At 52.2% G+C, this 18419-nt stretch carries 19 protein-coding genes and 4 pseudogenes; 16 read left to right on the top strand and 7 right to left on the bottom strand.

Annotated features, from left to right (window positions below; all coding sequences use genetic code 11):
• Nucleotides 1–74: 74 nt before the first annotated feature.
• The 15 genes and pseudogenes from EJA70_RS17320 to EJA70_RS17250 all read left to right on the top strand — a co-directional run.
• Nucleotides 75–329: pseudogene (locus EJA70_RS17320) on the top strand (type VI secretion system tip protein VgrG); the annotation flags it as partial.
• Between the two features lie 2 nt (nucleotides 330–331).
• Nucleotides 332–583 carry a hypothetical protein gene (locus EJA70_RS17315; RefSeq protein ID WP_158832278.1) on the top strand — a complete coding sequence of 84 codons (252 nt, stop codon included), beginning with the start codon at nucleotides 332–334 and terminating at the stop codon, nucleotides 581–583.
• Nucleotides 584–1690: 1107 nt separating this feature from the next.
• Nucleotides 1691–2359: a hypothetical protein gene (locus EJA70_RS17310; RefSeq protein WP_158832282.1), complete on the top strand. Its 669-nt coding sequence runs from the start codon at nucleotides 1691–1693 to the stop codon at nucleotides 2357–2359.
• Between the two features lie 14 nt (nucleotides 2360–2373).
• Nucleotides 2374–2517 (top strand): annotated as a pseudogene (locus EJA70_RS17305) (type VI secretion system tube protein Hcp); the annotation flags it as partial.
• Nucleotides 2518–2616: 99 nt separating this feature from the next.
• Nucleotides 2617–2790: pseudogene (locus EJA70_RS17300) on the top strand (contractile injection system protein, VgrG/Pvc8 family); the annotation flags it as partial.
• A 248-nt stretch (nucleotides 2791–3038) separates the two neighbouring features.
• A complete protein-coding gene (locus tag EJA70_RS17295) occupies nucleotides 3039–3764 on the top strand; it encodes a hypothetical protein (protein ID WP_158832276.1) in 726 nt (241 codons plus the stop codon).
• Nucleotides 3765–4088: 324 nt separating this feature from the next.
• A complete protein-coding gene (locus EJA70_RS17290; RefSeq protein WP_158832274.1) occupies nucleotides 4089–4664 on the top strand; it encodes a hypothetical protein in 576 nt (191 codons plus the stop codon).
• Between the two features lie 296 nt (nucleotides 4665–4960).
• On the top strand, nucleotides 4961–5692 hold the full coding sequence (locus tag EJA70_RS17285) for a hypothetical protein (protein ID WP_158832272.1): 732 nt from the start codon (nucleotides 4961–4963) through the stop codon (nucleotides 5690–5692).
• An 80-nt stretch (nucleotides 5693–5772) separates the two neighbouring features.
• Nucleotides 5773–6193: pseudogene (locus EJA70_RS17280) on the top strand (contractile injection system protein, VgrG/Pvc8 family); the annotation flags it as partial.
• Between the two features lie 382 nt (nucleotides 6194–6575).
• The gene (locus EJA70_RS17275) at nucleotides 6576–7169 is read left to right on the top strand and encodes a permease (RefSeq protein WP_158832270.1); all 594 of its coding nucleotides are present in this window, start codon (nucleotides 6576–6578) and stop codon (nucleotides 7167–7169) included.
• A 372-nt stretch (nucleotides 7170–7541) separates the two neighbouring features.
• Nucleotides 7542–8795: a hypothetical protein gene (locus tag EJA70_RS31125; RefSeq protein WP_256677695.1), complete on the top strand. Its 1254-nt coding sequence runs from the start codon at nucleotides 7542–7544 to the stop codon at nucleotides 8793–8795.
• Nucleotides 8796–8979: 184 nt separating this feature from the next.
• Complete coding sequence (locus EJA70_RS17265; RefSeq protein ID WP_158832268.1) at nucleotides 8980–9309, top strand: hypothetical protein; 330 nt, start codon at nucleotides 8980–8982, stop codon at nucleotides 9307–9309.
• On the top strand, nucleotides 9306–9569 hold the full coding sequence (locus EJA70_RS17260; RefSeq protein ID WP_008084184.1) for a hypothetical protein: 264 nt from the start codon (nucleotides 9306–9308) through the stop codon (nucleotides 9567–9569). Before EJA70_RS17265 ends, EJA70_RS17260 begins: the two co-directional genes overlap by 4 nt.
• 22 nt (nucleotides 9570–9591) lie before the next feature.
• A complete protein-coding gene (locus tag EJA70_RS17255; protein ID WP_158832266.1) occupies nucleotides 9592–10062 on the top strand; it encodes a hypothetical protein in 471 nt (156 codons plus the stop codon).
• 30 nt (nucleotides 10063–10092) lie between these two features.
• Nucleotides 10093–10590 (top strand): hypothetical protein, encoded by a 498-nt coding sequence (locus EJA70_RS17250; RefSeq protein ID WP_158832264.1) that lies wholly within the window; start codon nucleotides 10093–10095, stop codon nucleotides 10588–10590.
• A gap of 15 nt (nucleotides 10591–10605) precedes the next feature.
• On the opposite strand, the gene EJA70_RS17245 is transcribed toward EJA70_RS17250, so the two are convergent.
• Nucleotides 10606–11418 carry a VanW family protein gene (locus EJA70_RS17245; RefSeq protein WP_158832262.1) on the bottom strand — a complete coding sequence of 271 codons (813 nt, stop codon included), beginning with the start codon at nucleotides 11416–11418 and terminating at the stop codon, nucleotides 10606–10608.
• Between the two features lie 225 nt (nucleotides 11419–11643).
• Between EJA70_RS17245 and EJA70_RS17240 the strand changes: the two genes are divergently transcribed.
• The gene (locus tag EJA70_RS17240) at nucleotides 11644–12471 is read left to right on the top strand and encodes a glycosyltransferase family 2 protein (RefSeq protein ID WP_158832260.1); all 828 of its coding nucleotides are present in this window, start codon (nucleotides 11644–11646) and stop codon (nucleotides 12469–12471) included.
• Between the two features lie 332 nt (nucleotides 12472–12803).
• Here EJA70_RS17240 and EJA70_RS17235 read toward each other — a convergent pair whose 3' ends face one another.
• From EJA70_RS17235 to EJA70_RS17210, 6 genes are all read right to left on the bottom strand, one after another.
• On the bottom strand, nucleotides 12804–13388 hold the full coding sequence (locus EJA70_RS17235) for a hypothetical protein (protein ID WP_158832258.1): 585 nt from the start codon (nucleotides 13386–13388) through the stop codon (nucleotides 12804–12806).
• An 83-nt stretch (nucleotides 13389–13471) separates the two neighbouring features.
• Nucleotides 13472–13654 carry a hypothetical protein gene (locus EJA70_RS17230; protein WP_158832256.1) on the bottom strand — a complete coding sequence of 61 codons (183 nt, stop codon included), beginning with the start codon at nucleotides 13652–13654 and terminating at the stop codon, nucleotides 13472–13474.
• Between the two features lie 10 nt (nucleotides 13655–13664).
• The gene (locus EJA70_RS17225) at nucleotides 13665–13907 is read right to left on the bottom strand and encodes a hypothetical protein (RefSeq protein ID WP_158832254.1); all 243 of its coding nucleotides are present in this window, start codon (nucleotides 13905–13907) and stop codon (nucleotides 13665–13667) included.
• A 229-nt stretch (nucleotides 13908–14136) separates the two neighbouring features.
• A complete protein-coding gene (locus tag EJA70_RS17220; protein ID WP_158832252.1) occupies nucleotides 14137–15204 on the bottom strand; it encodes a lipocalin-like domain-containing protein in 1068 nt (355 codons plus the stop codon).
• Nucleotides 15194–17665: an FtsX-like permease family protein gene (locus EJA70_RS17215; RefSeq protein WP_158832250.1), complete on the bottom strand. Its 2472-nt coding sequence runs from the start codon at nucleotides 17663–17665 to the stop codon at nucleotides 15194–15196. The genes EJA70_RS17220 and EJA70_RS17215 overlap by 11 nt, the downstream gene beginning before the upstream one ends.
• Entirely contained in the window at nucleotides 17662–18315 is a 654-nt protein-coding gene (locus EJA70_RS17210; RefSeq protein WP_045123215.1) for an ABC transporter ATP-binding protein, read from the bottom strand. The genes EJA70_RS17215 and EJA70_RS17210 overlap by 4 nt, the downstream gene beginning before the upstream one ends.
• Nucleotides 18316–18419: the final 104 nt, after the last annotated feature.

Raw genomic sequence — 18419 nt, 5'->3', positions numbered from 1 at the left:
TCCAGAATTTCGCGTACGTTGACCCGCTTTCGCGGCCGTCGACGAGCGCCGCTGTACAGCACGAGGAACAACGGATGTTCGCGCCGGCCAATGAAACCCACTTTGCCCTGACCATCGAAGGTCTCCCGGCCGACTTTCAGGTGTTTACCCTGCAAGGCCGGGAAGCCATCAGCCAACCCTTCGTGTTCGAGGTGGAACTGGTCAATGAAAAACCGTCGCTGGACCTCGAAACCCTCCTGCACAAACCGGCCTTCCTGCAACTGTCGCCCGACGGCAGCGGCATCCACGGCCAGATCTACCGCGCCGCGCAGGGCGACTCGGGCAAACGCGCATGGTTCTGGCTATAGGAGGTACTATCGCTGCCAATCTGCTGACCGGCAGTGACATAGAGATAGTGGTGAAAAAAGGCCCATTCGGTAGCAAATTTGCCGAAGCGGGAATGCTGGATCATGCTTTGGGCAATGGTCAGCGTTTTTCTCACTTGAAGGATCCGCAGGTTGCCTATCAGCAACTACTCGGCATTTCGGAAAACCGCAAATATTCGTACAACGGTTGGCCGAATGGCGAAAAAAAGCACCCGTAGCTCACCGCAAGGCTTTAGAACAAGCGGATCATGATCGCTCGCCAATACCAACTTCGGGGCTTCAATGCGTTGTACCTCAGAAACAAGCTCTAGACGATCAGGACTGGGCTATAGTTCTCAGCTCTCCACTATTGTCAATGTTCGAGAATACCAAGCAATTTCAATTGATCACTCAAGAGTTCCAAAGTAGCTTGCGAATTAACGGTCCTTTCGACGTAAAACGCTACCATCGTGTACCCGCTGCAGCGCCTAAGGTAGCAGCACTTTCGTTGGACTCGACTAGCGTGCTTTACATCGTACCCGCAAGCTTAGCCATAATTCAGCTTAGCCCCCTAGATCGTTATAATGTTCGGGTGACTCAAGGCTTAAAAATTAGTGCTCAGTTTGAATTAAGCTCAGATCAGCAAGACGAGCATTTGATTTTACCTCAGCCCAGCCCTAAAAACTGGTCAGCATTTTCACCGTCAAACCGTCGACTACCGCCAGACAATCTGCCTGCAAATGAAACACCCCCTATTGGCAAATTGAAATCACTGAGTTCCCTGTATGACATTTAAATTGGACACTCCATATGCTGTAAGTGCATATTACAGCAACAACCAAGAAGCGTTGCCGCCACCCAAATCGGCACAAGACTTCAATCGTTCAGGCACCTTTGATACTCATCTTGCTTTTGGTCACTACGCATACATAGAGCCAGAAATGGAAGTCACTGCCCAATTAGAGAGTAAAGAACAGTCTGCATATCGCCGACAGCGGGAGACGGGACACACTGAAAATACATACTGCAACGCGAACCGCTGGCAATTTCAAAGCACCACTAAGATTCCACACCTACTATTTATACTTAAATTAATTTGTATCTCTTTCGTATCAGCTGTTTGGGGACTCGGAATAGTCATTGAGTTCGTCCCCGACACAGGGAGAAGCGATGTTAATGCGTTTTATATGTTAATTGGATGCATAGCTGTCGTGGCTGCCATGTATATTTCACTTGCGCTATTCATGAGTGGCAAAAAACTGGTGCATCAGATCCAAATCGGCGGTTTCGTAATTTTCGCCGGTACCGTTTTATGGAGGTATGGTTCACTTTTTGGAACTGACAGCATGCAAGTTTGCCTCTGGCTAGGCACATTTCTTTATTTCGTAGCAACTGTAGGGACTGATAGCCTGCTGTGGCTGTACGGCAGAATGAGCACCCACGACGGAAGCGAGTTCAATCGCCTCGACGGAATGCTCCGCTTCAAGCGACGTTTTCGTAGAATTTTTGTAGCACCCTTTGAAGAATTTGATCCGGTGCTCCAACTACTGCCTAGTGGTTATGGTTCTCACGACTACGCCCTGTGGCTGCATCACCGATATACCGACAACAAGGTATGCCTAGCCACCAAAGTTCACGCCTTAGGCCTTGACCAGCCGAATACATTGGCATTCTGGGATTGCCTGCAACGTTACATGGATGTCACACAACCGTTGCCTGACCTGCCTGTACTTGAGCAAAGTCGCCATCTTGATCCCGTGACAGTGGCCCACGACGCAAAAACTGGCCGCAACCCACGACGATGGAGAGATCAGTCGGAGAAAGGATGGATTACAGGCGGCCAGAAGGCTCTGGCCAAACAGTTGCAAGAATATCCATGGCAAAAAGAACCCTGTATCGTGAAAGCGCGTATCGATCCATCGTTGACGATTGAGGCGTATTACCGCGCTCAAGAAGCAAAAGGGATACATGCAACTCCGAAAGCTGATGACTTCGATAATATTCATCGTTCATGATTACCTATGCCGCGATCAACAACAAAATGTACAACTGCCAGCATCCAGGCAACTCGTACTTCACCCACCTGGACGAAGTGCATTTCACCTACCGCAAAATCACCTGGCCCCACGAAGTATCCAGTACTTCGGGATCCGATGACTGGCGTGCTCCAGTCGTTCAATTACGGTTCATCGCTACAAACATCGGCCAGCTCTGCTGGTCGATGTTGTTTACGCCCCTCCAGATTTCCGCGTACGTTGACCCGCTTTTGCGGGCAGTAACCCTGCGCCCGCAACTGGCGTACCTCGCGCACCGCATCAACCAGCGCATCTTCCAGAACCTCAGCGTGCCGAAAATCATCAGCCAGGTGCTGGAAGAACACAGCATCCAGGGCAATGCCTACGCCTTCCAGACCGGCTCGGTCTACCCCGAACGCATTTACTGCGTAGATCCAGGAAAGGGCTTTATCTGGCAGGCGTGGGTACCACTTGGAGAAAATACAAACTATTTAGAGTTCCAAATATGGTACTCATCCCGCATTGTCAGCGGTGATAGCGACGATCGTGGTAACCTTTATCAAGTCGAAATAAGCACGGATGGTTCAACAGAGGCAGACGGTCTGAGTAAAAAACTGCAAGTTAAATCGGCAAGCCGGAATGAGTCGCTTGTTTTTGTTCTAGATTAAAAAGACATAACATGAACGATATCAGAAGAACACCGACCAACACTACAAACGACTCCAACTTAGAAAGCGACAGCCCTCCCCCCCAGCCCTCCAGCGAGGCTCTATTGGCGTGGACAACTCGCTCTTTAGAGCAACCATTAAGGGACATAAATCTCGGCCCTGTGGTCATGATGCTAATACCCACACTAATTTGCTTGGGTATTACTTGGTATATGCGGGATAACATCCATGAAAATCTAGATATTTGGTTAGCGATTTGCGGCATCGCTTATGGCCTTTTTCTTATATTCCTAATGATGACACGCCAAAAAACCGTATTTAATTATCGAATCACCAAAAACGGCGCAGAAGTTGAGAAATATTTATACTTCCCGAAGTTTGCAACGCCCATATTCAAATCTTCAGCCATCGCCATCGTAATACTCTTTTTTTCTGTTGCGGCGTTCACAGGATCTCTTGCCTTCATGATTGGGCCGATTGCAATGGCTTTAGGCTCAGCCAGATTCTTTATAAATTGGAAGAACAAAGTAAAAAACAATTCGGTAGCATGGAGCACTTACGACTTGGTTATTATAGATCAGGACAGATTGATGGTAATCGCCACATGCACTAACAACCCATTATTTGGGTTCAATATGCGCTTACCGAACAAAGAAACACTTCATTACTGTTTGAAAATAATGCACGAATTACTTCCAGAATCTGTAGAGTATCGTGTTGAGCGCTGGCCATGGTAGCAGCATAAAACCCGGATCAAACAACAAATCAAAAAGACGCAGATAGAACTTGCCAGTTTTATTTGATACAGTTGGAGCATAGATCAAAAACCCAACGACCCGTTTGCACCGTTGGGAGAAAAACGGTGGTCGCATGGCTCTATCAACAAAGAGAGACATACATCTTTGTATCTTGAATGTATACAGATGTAAAGCGACGGAATCAATGACCAAAATGATACTAGAATTAGTTCTTTGGATGACAGCACTCTCGTAGTACAAGAATTAGGAGGGCGTGAAAATGCAGCAGTTCTTCCTATTCTCGAGTAAATGGAGCAAAAGATAATGAGCCAAAATAACGACACTCCAACCCTCGCCAATATTAAAAATACAAATAGACTTCTTCCTATTATGGAGTGGTCGATAAAAACGCGACAACACGCCTCCAGGTTTATGGATATCGGCATGGCGGCAATGCTGATACTCGGATTAACGGCCATAGCAAACGGGATGCACGAAGTCTATATCTTGAACTTATCTGAAAAAGATCAATCGACATTTCTGAGTCTCCACGCAGGGTTCGCCTGGACGATTATGACAATTTACTTATGGAAGCTTGTCGTTCGCCAAAAAAAAATCTACCACTATAAAATCAATCGAACTTTCGGAACCCAAGAGTCACAACTACACTTTCCAAGAATAGCGAATTATATATTTAAATCAATTTCAGCGTTTTTTTTGATAGCGATTATCGGCGCATGCATATACGACCCCTCAATGCTTCTAATACTTGCGGGGCCAGCCGGCATGGCCATAATTCCTGCAAAATTCTTTTTAGGCTGGAAAAATGAAACACATACCGAAACGAGTAGCAACTGGGATAAATATAAATTTGTAACAGTTGATCGAAAAAAAATATAATAGTAATCCACCAAACCAACTTAATGGTTGGATTTGAAGCCCGACTGTCAGACAAATTGTTCGATGAGTATCTAAAAACCTTCACACAATACTTCCAGATGATGCAATTTTTTCTGAGGAAGACTGGAAATGGTGAGCGCTAAAACACCAAGCAATATCTTTAAATCTGAACAGCCAGCCAATACACTGACAGGAATAAGGACATAAAAAGAACTTGTTAATCACACACATCTAAATCAAATACTAGGCGGTCGAATGCGTGGCGCCTTGGTGCAAGCTCCGCTTAAGAAAAATAAATGACTACTTCAATACCAGACAAAAACGCTATCGAACAGGCACCAATTGCGGGCAATGTCCAGATGTCTTGGACAATTAAAGCTCTACCTCACAATACTTCAATCATGGACATGGGCATGATTGTACTTACCTTAATCGGACTAACTGCACTCTTAAATGGAATATATGAAATATTTTATCTTGAGCTCCCACTACGACAACGATCAATATTTCTAAGCGCACACTTCGGAACTGTATGCCTCTGCATGACTTTATATTTCTGGATATTAGTGATACGGCAAAAATATATATACCACTACGTAGTTACCGATAAAGAAATCGATGTTAAATACAAAACCCACTTCCCGAAGCTTGCGGGAACCTTCTTCAAATGGCTATCTGGAATATTCCTCTTCGCAGTTTTAGTATTTATTATTTTCAACCCATCAGCAGCATGGCTACTAGCCGGTCCCGCTGGAGTCTCTATAGTGAGTGCCATACATCTTTTAAACTGGAAAAACCCGACAAAAAGTTTAAGATTCACTTGGGATCGACCAAATCTCGTAATTACTGATAGAAAGCGAAATTTAGTCGCCGTCCAGCGCCGTCACAATCCAAAAATGCGCCTTGAAGACAACTATCTATATATACCGGTACACCTACCTAAAGCTGACATTGACAAATTCTTAGTACTCGCAAAAAAACTTACTCGACCGTCTACAAGTTTTGAAGAGGGACGCGACAAAAACTGATTTATTTTTGCACGACCAAAGAGCTAGCAACTAGGTTTTCGTTTTAAACCTGAGTTGGCCAATGAGCAAACATCGTGGTTCTCGAAACCCTCCTGCACAAACCGGCCTTCCTGCAACTGTAGCCCGACGTCAGCGGCATCCACGGCCAGATCTTCCGCGCCGCGCAGGGCGACTCGGGCAAACGCCTGACGCGCTATTCGCTGACCCTGCGCCCACAACTGGCGTACCTCGCGCACCGCATCAACCAGCGCATCTTTCAGAACCTCAGCGTGCCGAAAATCATCAGCCAGGTGCTGGAAGAACACGGCATCCAGCAATGCCTACGCCTTTCAGACCGGCGCGGTCTACCCCGAGCGCATCTACTGCATGCAATACGACGAATCGGATCTGCACTTCATCCAGCGTCTGTGCGAAGAAGAAGGCATTCACTACCACTTCCAGCACAGCGCCGCGCCGCACAAACTGATCTTCGGCAATGACCACACGTTGTTCCCGAAACTCAAGGCAAACTTGAGTTCCTCTCACTGCTAACGCTCAAAATATTGAATTCCAGATCTGGTACCCTACTGAAATTCTTGCTTCTGGTGAAGGCGATAGAGGCTACCGCTACCAATTGGAGCTTACAGATGATGGAGTAGACGACCAGAAAGACGCACGCTTAAACCTTTTAGACAAGAGCAACTTAGCCGTGCAGAAACTCGGAGGACGCGACAATGCAACCGTACTCCCCATTCTTAATTAATGAAAATTTCCTGCTATGAAAAATGAAAATACGGATAAAGCCAAAGAATTTTCGAACCACGAAAGATCGACGCATGCAAAACCACTAATGACGTGGACAACAAAGGCGCTACCTCGAGACACAGTGCATATGGACATAGGTATGGCAATCTTAACTCTAATAGGGCTAACGGCGATCACGAATGGATTTTACGAAACCTACGTTATTCTTTTGCCCGAACCAGAGCGATCTGTATTCCTAAGCCTTCACGCTGGAATCGTATGGACCCTGATGTGCGTTTATTTGTGGATACTCGTTGTCCGGCAAAAAAAAATCTATACTTACACAATTAGCGATGTATCAGGGATAGAAGAATCAAGACTTAACTTCCCGAAAGCTGCCGCCACAATATTAAAAGTTATTTCAGCATTATTCCTAGCATCCATTATCGGCATCATCGCATATGACCCGGCATTATTTATCATGCTCGCCGGCCCTGCTGGCATGGCAATTATAGCAGCCAAATTTTTTCTAAGCTGGGACAACACGCCCCATATTGAAAAATCATCCAACTGGGGCGATTATAAATTTGTCACCATTGATAGAAAAAGAAATATCATCGTAGCCCAAGAATCAGAATTAATGGTCGGCTTTGAAGCTAGACCAACAAAAGAATTATTCGAAAACTATATAGAAACACTTCGTAAAATACTCCCACAAAATGCAGTCTTCACAGAGCGCGAATGGATATGGTAATTAAAGATTCTAATCCTAGAATTTCAGTTTCACCTTCCAAAAAAATAGCTAGAGGACAAACAATCACAAACACTAAACATTGTAAACTAACAGACTATTGAAAAGAACTGAAATCAGTGGCAATGGATTCATGAGTACGGGATCGCACCGAACGACCTGCCATGATGAATAAAAACCTGAATTACCCTTGACAATCTGACCGTGCATTTTGACCGCCAAAATTCATTCTACAACCTCGGGAGTACTGTTATATTTTTCTGCCACAACCGACGCAAATTCATCAGAGCTATATTCTGCTCCTCAGCCAACTAATATTGGTGGGGCAGACGACGTGCCTTATTGGTTGATAGAACAGAGAGATTTCTTAAAAACATGAATTCTACAGAATTACAACCCGATAGATATGGAATTGCGGCATTCAATAGTCAGGTAATTCCTAAATTACCTGCTCACAAACGGGCTGGAGAATCGAAGAATTTTCGTTTACTTCGAAGCGCTCTCTACTGGGCAAACTATGCAAATCTTGAGCCTTGGCAGGACGTAAGTGCGCAGCTTCATCAAATCAATAACCGTGAGAAAACCGAAGATAGAAAAGAAACCTACGCTAAAAACAATGAACACTGGCGCTTTGACAACTCAAACAGGATCCAAATATTGCACCCGTTTTTAAAATGGAGTTGCATCGCCTTTGTACCTTGGACATTTTGGACTTTGGTTATGTCCGGGGCAATATCCCGACCTCTAGATCACATGATGAAGAACCATAGTACGTACTCCTCCATGGCGATCGCTTCAATAATTCCACTATTCGCCCTTCTAATGATGGGATTTAGCTCCTGGTTCATGTGGTCTGACGAGCCAAAATATAAAAAATACCTAACCCAAATGTCGTTTGGCATCCTGACATGCACTACGGCATCAGTTATCGATTATGGCAATCCTGTGTACGGCGGAAATCTACTGGTAGGAAGTGCAGCCATGGTAGTTAGCGTAGCCATGGGACTGGTAGGGTGGGACTACTTATTTTTTAAGTACCTACAAGTTTTCCAGCACGATGGCAGCGAATTCAATAGAAAAACGGGAATACTCACCGTCGCTCGCCGTTTTCGTCCAGCCTTCGCTGCACCATTTTATGAATTCGATGCATCGATGGAATTGCGACCATCTCCCCACGGCAACAGCAGTACGGCTATTTGGTTACATCACCGTTACAGTGATTTCGAGATTTTCCTTGGAGGCAAGGTCCAATCGTTAGGAATGAGTCGTGAAGAATGCCTGGCATTCTGGGATACCTTGCAGCGCTACATGGACGTAAGTCAGCCATTGCCGGAGTTACCGATCCTTGAACAATTCCGCCATCTAGATCCAACCACTGTGGCTCATGACAAACTCTCCAACCGACCACCACGCCGTTGGCGCGATACTAAGTACAAAGTATGGGATCGCACCGAACGACCTGCCATGATGAATAAAAACCTGAATTATCCTTGGCAAACTGAAGCGTGCATTTTGACGGCCAAAATTGACTCCACATTGAGCATCGAAGACTATTATCACTCTCAAGAGAACAAAGGCATTAACTCCACTCCTAAAGCAACTGACTACGACAATATCCATAGAGGATAGGCGGGATAGATATGTCTCTTCGAAAACTGACTGAGCCTGAAATAGCTGCAAGCTTGTTTCAGGGCGAGCCAGGTGTCGAAAATGAGGCCAAATTTATTTATACACTGGATGTAGCACAGCGTGAACGCAATGGCAGCCACTCAGCCGGCACCGCCCGAAAAAAGCACCAATCACGAGACAAACCATGAACGCCGCCCCCTTCTTCCTGCTCATCGCGCTGACCTTCCCGTTTATGTCCAATGCAGCCAATGCCCACAGCCAACTCCCCGCCGACGTCGCCGTTTTCATCAACGACCGAGCCACCTGTGACACGCTTCGCGCCGACATCCCCGAGCCTGATCCGACGGATCCCGACAACCTCGACCAGGTCATCAGCGCAATCAATCACGCCTGCAAAGGAACCGACCAGCGTCTGAAACAGCTCAAGCAAAAGTATTCAGACGACGATAGCCTGACGAACAGACTGTCAGGCTACGAACCACGTATTGAAGCAAACGAGCGAGGTGACAATTGAAGTTCGACGAAACATTGGTCAACCGGACTGAACGCTTCACCCTCGGTGTCGAAACCACCACGGGTCGCCATTACGTGTCCATACCCGTGAGCAATCGTCTGGTCGATTATGAGGAATACTACGCAATCAGCGAGAAATCCTACGCCTTGTTCCTGATCGACTCAGCGGCTGCCTTGGCATTTGTCGAGCGCTGCCGGAACAGGCTGGAAGATGAACACCTGATGTTCGCGCCCGGTTCGGACCGTGGCGTCGCCACCTGATAACCACCGCAGGAAATACTCCGTGATCGACAGTTTCCAAACGGCTCTGGATCAGCATGAGATCCCGGATTTTTTCAAAGGTAACGGACGCTACTTCGCCCGCGGCTGCGACTGGGGTGATCACCTGCATATCGGCAATTGGCAAGGCCTGTGTGCTGCACTGAACACGCAGGACACTCCGCAAAATACCCTGACCCGGCTCTTCGAAACATATGTCGTAACCCTGAAGGAAAACTATGTTGACGCGCAGGGACTGCTTTGCAACATCACTGCTTATTACGTCCTCAAAAGCAAAATCACTTTTCTATCGGCGCAAGGCTACGACGTGATTGAGGCCCTTGATGAAACAAGTAAAACAACGGTTGGCGTGCTGTTCCGACTGCTCCGGCAGGTGTACGACAAGGAAAATCAGGACCTGCCGAAGTACTCATTCGCTGAGGAACTGCAAAGGCTGAAGGACAGAGGTTGCACTGTCGATCTGGAAAAGCTTTAACGTCGAATCAAATGAACCAGGGAAGACCCCATGAATAAGCACGTGATCACATTGGCCAATGGCTGGACCGCCACCTTTGAAAACAACGGTGAGTTCCGCATGGGCGCAGAAGGTTGGGGCTTGCTCCTGCAAGGGCCTGACGACAGGAGTATTCAGTACTTCGCCGACCAGATCATTGTGGTCAATGACGATGAAGGCACGCAGGCCCAGTCGTGTATTCGGCTATCAAGCGATGGGGTTTACGGTTATTTGAGCACGGCCGTGGACAGTAGCTGGGTGATTGATTTTGCCCGGGCGATGATCGCGCCCCACCGCATGAGTATTCATCACTACCACGACGCCTACGACGAGAGTATTTCGCTCTACGAACAGCCCGCGTTCAAACGTGCGCGTCAATACATCCAGGTGGTCGGCAAGCACATTTACCTGACCTTTCCGCTGACTAAAGATCAGGACTTCCCCGCCGTCTGGAACGAGTACGTATCAATTCGTCGACGCCAACTGGATGAGCTTTACTTCAGAAACTGATCAGGTAAAAACCCTCTATTCGATCAACTCGTCGGCAACCGCATACTTGACCACCACGCGGTTGCGATAGAGCCGTTCGCGTTTCACCAATTCACCGACCTGGCCTTTGTTCCTGATCTCTCGCCAGATCTCATTCTCGCGAAACACCCTGCCCGCCTCCCGCACAAACCGGTGCGCCTGCTGAAACACGTGATATCGATAATCGCGCACTTGATCACACAGTAATTCGCCTTCCAGTTGCGTCTCGCCCACGTTCAACTTCAGTTGGAAGTGCCGGTCGGTCGGGTTGTGCAGCACCAGATCGATGTAGTTATAGAAAATCGCCGCGCCGGAGCCGAACGGCAGCACGCGCCCCTCATCCGGGAACGGGTCGAAGCTGTGGTTGGAACGCTCGACCACCACCAGCGGCGAGTGAATGGCCATCCAGTGGATCAGGTTGCTCAACTGACAGATGCCCCCGCCAACGCCACGTCGCGCCTCGCCGAACGACAGCTCCATGCCTTCGACATAGCCACGCTGACGTGTCGGACGGCCGACCAGGCGGCAGAAGGAGAAGTGTTCGCCGGGGGCAATGGTGACGCCGTCGATGGCGGCAACGGCGAGTTTAAGGTTGATGACCTTGTTGTGTTGCAGGACGAGGTCGGAGTCGCCGAGTTTGCGGATCAGTTTCGAGGTGTGCTTGAGGTAGCGATACGGCAGGCGTTCGGCGGTGGCGGCCGGTCGGGCGTAGCGTTTGCTGGAGCAGCGCCAGGCGATCTGGCGGAACAGTCTTTTTTGCCACACGCGCAGCCAGTACAAGGCTGGGTGGTAGAGGGAAAGTGGTTTCATCCGTGACCCAACGGCGACGCCGTTATCATCCTTGAGGCGTTAAAAGGGCGCGCATTCTAGCGTGTAATTGACGAAAAAAAAGCTGTGGCGTTGGCCCGGTCTCATCTCGATACAACGGCGCCCCGCTGCGAAAACGGCAAATTAAGGTTCGCCTAAGGTTGCACCGTTAGCATCCGAGCTCAAGAAAGCACTGTCGCCCCTTTATCCGTGGATGAGTCTTTGCCCATGAGCGCGTTCAATTTACCCGCACCACTGCCGTCGAAGTTCAGTCTTGTGTTGGTCAATTACAAGACCCCGGACCTCACTCGTATGTGTCTGGAGTTGTTGCGTGAGCACGTTCAGGAACAGCGGATTCCAGTGTGGGTGGTGGACAATGATTCAGCCGATGAAAGTCTGGATTACTTGCGTTCGCTGGACTGGATCAATCTGATCGAACGGCGCTCACCGGGCAAAGAGCCTGGACACATTGCCCATGGCAAGGCACTGGATCTGGCGCTGGAGAAAGTTGAAAGCGATTATCTGTTTTTGTTGCACACCGACACCTTTGTCTACGACAAGGAAGTCTTCGCAATGATGATGCATGAATGCACAAAGTCTGCGGATATCGCCGCGGTCGGTTGTGTCGAGCAAATCAATCGCGGTGCATTGAGAGATACCTGGCGCTTAACTTCGCGTTTTTGCAAGCACTATGTTCGTCGCGCAAAACAACAGTTGGGCTTGCGCACGAAAGAACCAAAACCCTACAGGGAAACTCATCTGAAGAGTTTCTGCACCTTGTGGAATGCTCGGTTGATGAAGTCCCAAGGCCTGCACTTCTGCATGGATGATCGCGTGCCGGGTTACACGCTACAGGACCGCATGGCGGCGCGCGGCTATGGCATCAAGTTTCTTTCGCCGCGCAAGATATTCCGTTACCTCGACCATATCCAGTCCGGCACCGTGGCGGCGGCAGGCACCTACGGCAAAGAACATCGGCGAACCAAAATGTATCAGGCCACGCTCAAACGCTTTCAGGGGCAACACGGTAAACCGGCTATACGCACATCAGCCTGATCGGTGGCAATAAAAAACGGCGACTTTTATAAGTCGCCGTTTTTTATCTGAAATTGTATACATACACCTCTGATGAGGTGTTCGCCCAGTGTAATGGCCTGGCAATCCATGCACCGGTAAAGAGCCCTGACACTGGGCGAACGGAAGGGATTTTAATGGAAGTTGGCGCTTATGTCGTCAGGCATAATCATGAAATTTATGTACTGAAAAGTTAAAAACTGTGTATCGCCGATATTTCCCGGCAAACTTTACAGCCTCTTGCTGAACTCAAATAGTATGATTATTCTCATACAACAAGCTGTACAAGAATAATCATTCTGTAGAGTTAATACTCAGCTCTCATGCTCGCTGGTCACTTTTAATATATCGGTGTAAGTGACGATGACGCTCTGGCCTTCTTTCAAATCCTTGAGTTTCGCCTGAATCTCTGGCCGTTTGACGTCGAGTGTTTTCGATTGCCCCGATGGGTTTTCCAGCGTTACCTGATTATTCTTCAAATCAATTTTGGTGATTTTCAGTTGTACCTGAACCTGACGGAACGCTTCGCCGCCGGGGTTATCGCTGCCCGGGGCCTTGCGCAACTCACCGGTACGCTCGACTGAGCCAGGCAGACCTTTATCCACATCGGTATCGAGATAAGCGGCGACGGAGCGCTGCACTTCGATATCGACCTTATCGCCGGCCTTCAGATTGCCGAGGTTTTTTGCCTTGTCGCTGAGCTGAACGTGAACCGGCTTACCTTCGGCGCCTTCCAGTACCACCTGATGATTGGCCGCATCGACGGAAATCACTTTGGTGGTGACCTTATCCGCCTCAACCGTGGCGGACAACGGAATATCGGCAGCCAGTGCCGTAAAACTGGTGGTGGACAGTACAGTTGCGAGGGTGATGGCCTTGGCCAGTGCGTTGAGCTTCATAAGCGATACTTTCCCTGTGATGAATGGCAGCGCCATCGCCGACGTGTGTTCGGCGCGGGCGTGCCACTGAGCATAGACGCTGTTCAGGGCTTGGCTTTGGTTTGTTGCTTTGCGGTGTCCTGCGCAGTCGATTCGCCACTGGGGGTGCCTTTGCCGCTGTGCTCGCGCTGTTTTGGATCGGTGGGGCGCAGTGCGTCGTTGTCGCGTTCGGTTTCGCCCGGTGGCCGGGGTTCGTCGGGGTGTTCGCCTTGGGTGATGGGTTTCATGGGGCTGTCCTCAGGCTTGGGGGTCGTCCAGTTCACGGGCGACGTTTACGGCGGGGGAATCCTTGTGCAAATCATCGGCTTTGGCGCGCAGGATCTGCCACTGCTCCAGGTCGATGGCGCCTTGGCCGAGCAGGTCGTCGGCGATGCGTTGCAGGTCGAAATAGTGGGCGTCGGGGGATTGCTGCCAGTAAGTCTCATCCTCGAACAGACGCTGCCACGTGTTCACATCCGGGGGTTGCAGGTCGTCGCTCATGGCCAATCCTCCATAGGTTTCCCTGTAGAGGAGCGCACACTCCACCAAGTTCAACCGAACCCCTGTAGGAGCTGCCGAAGGCTCGGGCCGCGTTCGGACGATCTTTTGATTTTGCCCTGCAAAAAACAAGATCAAAAGATCGTCCGAACGCGGCCCGAGCCTTCGGCAGCTCCTACATCGGTTTGTAGGTTCAATCGGTAGGCATTTCCGGGGTTGTATGTTGAGTTGATCAGTAGCCGGTCATTTCCAGATAGCCTCGGCCCGGATGGCTGCCGCTGATGCGCACCGGGCCTTCCCAGTAGGGGATGCGCAGGTTCATCCAGGCATTCGGATTGAGGGCATCGAGTGAGATGTCGAGGTGTTTGTCGGGGATGCGGATCGCCCAGCGTATCGGCATTTTGCGACCGGCCACTTCGGCGGTGTCTTGCGGGGTGAGCGTGATCTGCTCGCTGCGCAGGGTTTGCGTCTGGCCGTCGGCGGCGATCCAGGTGCCGGTCAGGTACGGCGCGCCGTCCTTCTGCCGAGTGCGGAAAAGCATGACTTTTTCACCGTTGTCCAAGTGCAGGGAGAGCCAGTCCCAGCCAGTCTGGTTGGCGCTCAGCGGTTGGCTGCTCCATTCGCGATCGAGCCACGCCGGGCCGCTGACGCTGTAAGTCTGGCCGTCGATCTGCAAGGTGCCGCTGGCCTGGAAAAACGGCTGACTGTAGTAATACGAGGCCTGCCCTTCTGCGGATTTGCGGCTGAAACCCTGGTCACCCTGCAACACCAGCGGACGGCTGGAAGTGAGGTGCAGTTGATAGGCGAAATTCTTATCGCGAGCGCTGAGTTGCAGGTCACTCAAAGGATCGGCGGCCTGACTGGCAAACCGCCAATCATCGATCCACGCGTCGAACGGCGCCACCCGCACGCCCGCCTGCCCGACGCCGCCCCGTGCATAACGCTCGGCGGCGTGATGAACAGCGGCGGACGTTACCGCCGCATGTCCCAGCCAGATCGTCTGATTGCCCCACCCCGCTTGCTCGGGCAGCGCTTTCAAAGGGCTGCGAAACAACGTCCACTGCACACCGAATTCGCGGCCCTGCTGATCCTTGAGATTGGCCGTGACGTACCACCATTCGATGCGGAAGCCGTCATGCGCGCCGTGATCCGCCGGAAAGCTGAACACCCGCCCCGGTACCACCGCAGTGAATGCCGCCGCCTCATCGCCCATACCGGCAAAGCCCTTCTGTTCGGGCGCGGGTTGATCGCAGCCGCCGAGCAGCAGCACCAGCATCAGCACCGCGCGGTTAATCCTCATGAGCAAACGTCCTCAACAAATCCGCCGGCTGCGTGCGGTACAGCGAATACAATGGCCATGCCGAAGCCAATAACGTCGCCAGCAACGCCAACCCCATCAATTGCAGCAATTGCCAAGGGAACACCCGCAACGGCAGGCGCCAGCCAAACGCCTGCACATTGATCACCGCGTCCAGACACCACGCCAGGGCAATCCCCAAAGGCAACGCCAACACCAGCGTCAACACCGCCAGCAGCCAGGTTTGCCCGAGGTTGAGCAGCATCAGTTGCCGCCGCGTGACGCCCAGCGCCCACAACGGCGCGAGCTGCCCCAGGCGGCTCTGACTTTGCGTCAGCAGGCTGATAAACAACGCCACGCCCGCGACCGCCAGGGTCAGACTGTTCAATGCGGCCGTCGCTGCGAAGGTGCGTTCGAACACCTGAACCGACCAGCCCTTGAGCCGCGCCTGATCGACGATACGGCTGTCATCGAGCTGGAAGCGCGCTTGCAACGTACTCAGCAGCGGCGCGATATTCTGCGGTTCAATGCGCAGGTTGAAGCGGTTCGGCGTCAGTTGCGGCCAGCCGCGCAACAGGTGATTGACGTTGACCAGCAGGTGTCCCTTGGGATTGCCGTAATCGGCGTAGATGCCGACGATGCGCGGCGACCACGTTCCATTCGGCGTGGGAATCGCCAGGTGTTCACCGGCGTGCAGTTTCAGGCGTCGGGCGAGTTGTTCGCTGAGCATTACCGCATCATCCGTCGCCAGGTGCCCCCACGGATCGCCGCCGCTGGCATCGAGCAACGGCCAGTGCTCGCGATAATGCGGGTGATCGATCACGCCGAAGACGTCCGCTGGCCAACCTTGCAACGTCACTGAGACCTGCCAGTTGGGCAGCACCGCAGTGACGTTCGGCTGCTGTCGGAGCCAGCTGTACATTTCGCGAGCCTGCGCGGGATTGCTCGGGTTGATGTAGAGCTCGGCGCTCAAGCGTTGTTCGAGCCAGTCGTTGAAGGTCTGGCGAAAACCGCCGGTCATGCTGCCCGCACCGATATTGGCGGCGAGCGCCAGCAACAACGCCATCAGCGCCAGGCTCAATGCCGGCAATTGCTGGCGACAATCGGCAAGAAACCATTGGCCGAGCACCGAACGGCTGCGCCCCAACAACTGATTCAAGATCGCACTGAGCAACACCGGCAGCGCCAGTGCAGCGCCGAGCAGCAATCCGGCCATCAGCACAAAACCGCTGGCCAGGCTGTCGCCCCAGATCAATGCCGCCAAGGCCACCACCAGCAGGACGGCCGCCAGCCAACCCTGACGACGCAACCATCGCGCGTATTGCTGATGCCAGGCTTGCGGGTCGGCCACGGCCAGCAACGGTAAACGCGCCGCACGCAGCAGGCTGTTGCCGCCCGCGAGCATGGCGCCGAGCAGGCTCAAACCGATGCCGCTCAACCACCACCAAGGGCTCAGGCGCAACTGCCCCGCCACTTCCGCGCCGTACAAACCGCGCAGGCTGGCGGCGACGTCCGGCAACAAGACGCTGGCCAGCCAGTAGCCGCTGACCACGCCGAACAGTCCGCCGATCAGCGCCAGCACACCCAGCTCGACGATCAGACAACCGATCAACATCCGCGCACTGACACCACAGGCGCGCAACGTACGCAGCAAGCCTCGACGCTGTTCCAGGGCGAGACCGATGGCGGCATGGACGATGAACAGACCAACCAGAAACGAGAGAAATCCCAAGGCATCAAGATTGAGATGGAAGCTCTCGGTCAGGCGCGCCAGATTGTTTTCCTCATCGCTGCTTTTCAGCTGCAACTGGCCTTTGAATGACGACGGCAACTCAGCGTGGAAATCCTTGGGCAACAACAGCCGCGACAGCTGCCCCGGTTGTTCGAGCAGGGTTTGCGCCATGCCGATGTCCACCAGCAACACGCCCGGCGCCATGTCCTTTTGTGCAAGCAGCGGCGGCAGTAAACGTCCGTTGACTGTCTGCGGCGTGGCACCCTCGGCGAGGTTCAGGGCTTGTAGGGTTTCCGGGGAAATCCAAGTGTTACCCGGAGGCGTGAAGAACTCGACGATGCGCTCGATCGGCATGGCCTGCCCGGCCACCGCCGAATCCGTTGGCAGCGACACCGGCTCGATGCCCATCAGTTGCAGCCGCTGGTTTTCGTGACCTTTGAGCGTCAGGCGGCCCTGCAACAGCGGCGACACCGGCCAGCCCTGACGCCGCAGATCGACAAACCACTGCTGGGTAAACGTCGCCCCGCTTGGCGTGCTCAGGCTGGCCTGCGGTTCGCCACCGATCATCCGACTGGCGCGGGCGTAGCTGTCACGGGCCTGACTGTTCAGCGCTTCGACGCCGGTCAGCAGACTGGTCGCCAGCCACAACCCGGTCAGCACACTGAAAAACTGCACCGGATGGCGCCGCCAATGGCTGAGCAGCGCGCGCAGGGTCTGGCGAAAAACCCTCACGTCAGCCGACCTTTGGACAGCACCACGCGCTGCGCCAATTGCGCCGCGACTCGCTGACTGTGGGTGACCATCAACAAGGTCGTCGGCGTGTCATCGAGCAATTCGAGAAGCAGCCGCAGCACTTCATCGCTGGTCGCTTCATCAAGGCTGCCGGTGGGTTCATCAGCCAACAGCAGTTTCGGCTGCGACGCCAGTGCCCGGCCCAACGCGACCCGTTGTTGCTGGCCGCCGGAAAGTTGTTCGGGATAACGCCTGAGCAAATCGCCCAGGCCCAGGCGCTGCACCAGATGCGCCTGCCAGCGCGGCTCATGGCGCCCGGCCAGACGCGCCTGAAACGCCAGATTGTCCTCGACGCGCAGACTGCCGATCAGGTTGAACTGCTGGAACACCAGACCGATTTCAGTACGCCGCCAGTTCGCCAGTTGCGCCTCGTTCATCTCCTCCAGCCGATGCTCGCCGCTGCGGATGCTGCCGCGATCGACCTTGTCCAGACCGGCCACCAAATGCAGCAACGTGCTTTTGCCGCTGCCTGATTCGCCCATCAGCGCCAGGCTGCTGCCGGCGTCCAGCGTCAGGTCGACGCCTTGCAGCACGGGCAACGGTCCTTGAGGAGTGAGATAACTTTTGAAAACGTTTTCAACGCGAAGCATGCCGCCACCTGATCGGTCAGTGTGGGGCAAGGATAGCGGATGCCGATGACCGCTCGGAATCTTGCGGTGAATTGAACGGCCTCATCGCTGGCAAGCCAGCTCCC

The sequence above is a fragment of the Pseudomonas sp. PB103 genome, assembly GCF_009764635.1.
GTDB lineage: Bacteria > Pseudomonadota > Gammaproteobacteria > Pseudomonadales > Pseudomonadaceae > Aquipseudomonas.
This window is presented reverse-complemented; position numbering and strand designations above follow the sequence as displayed.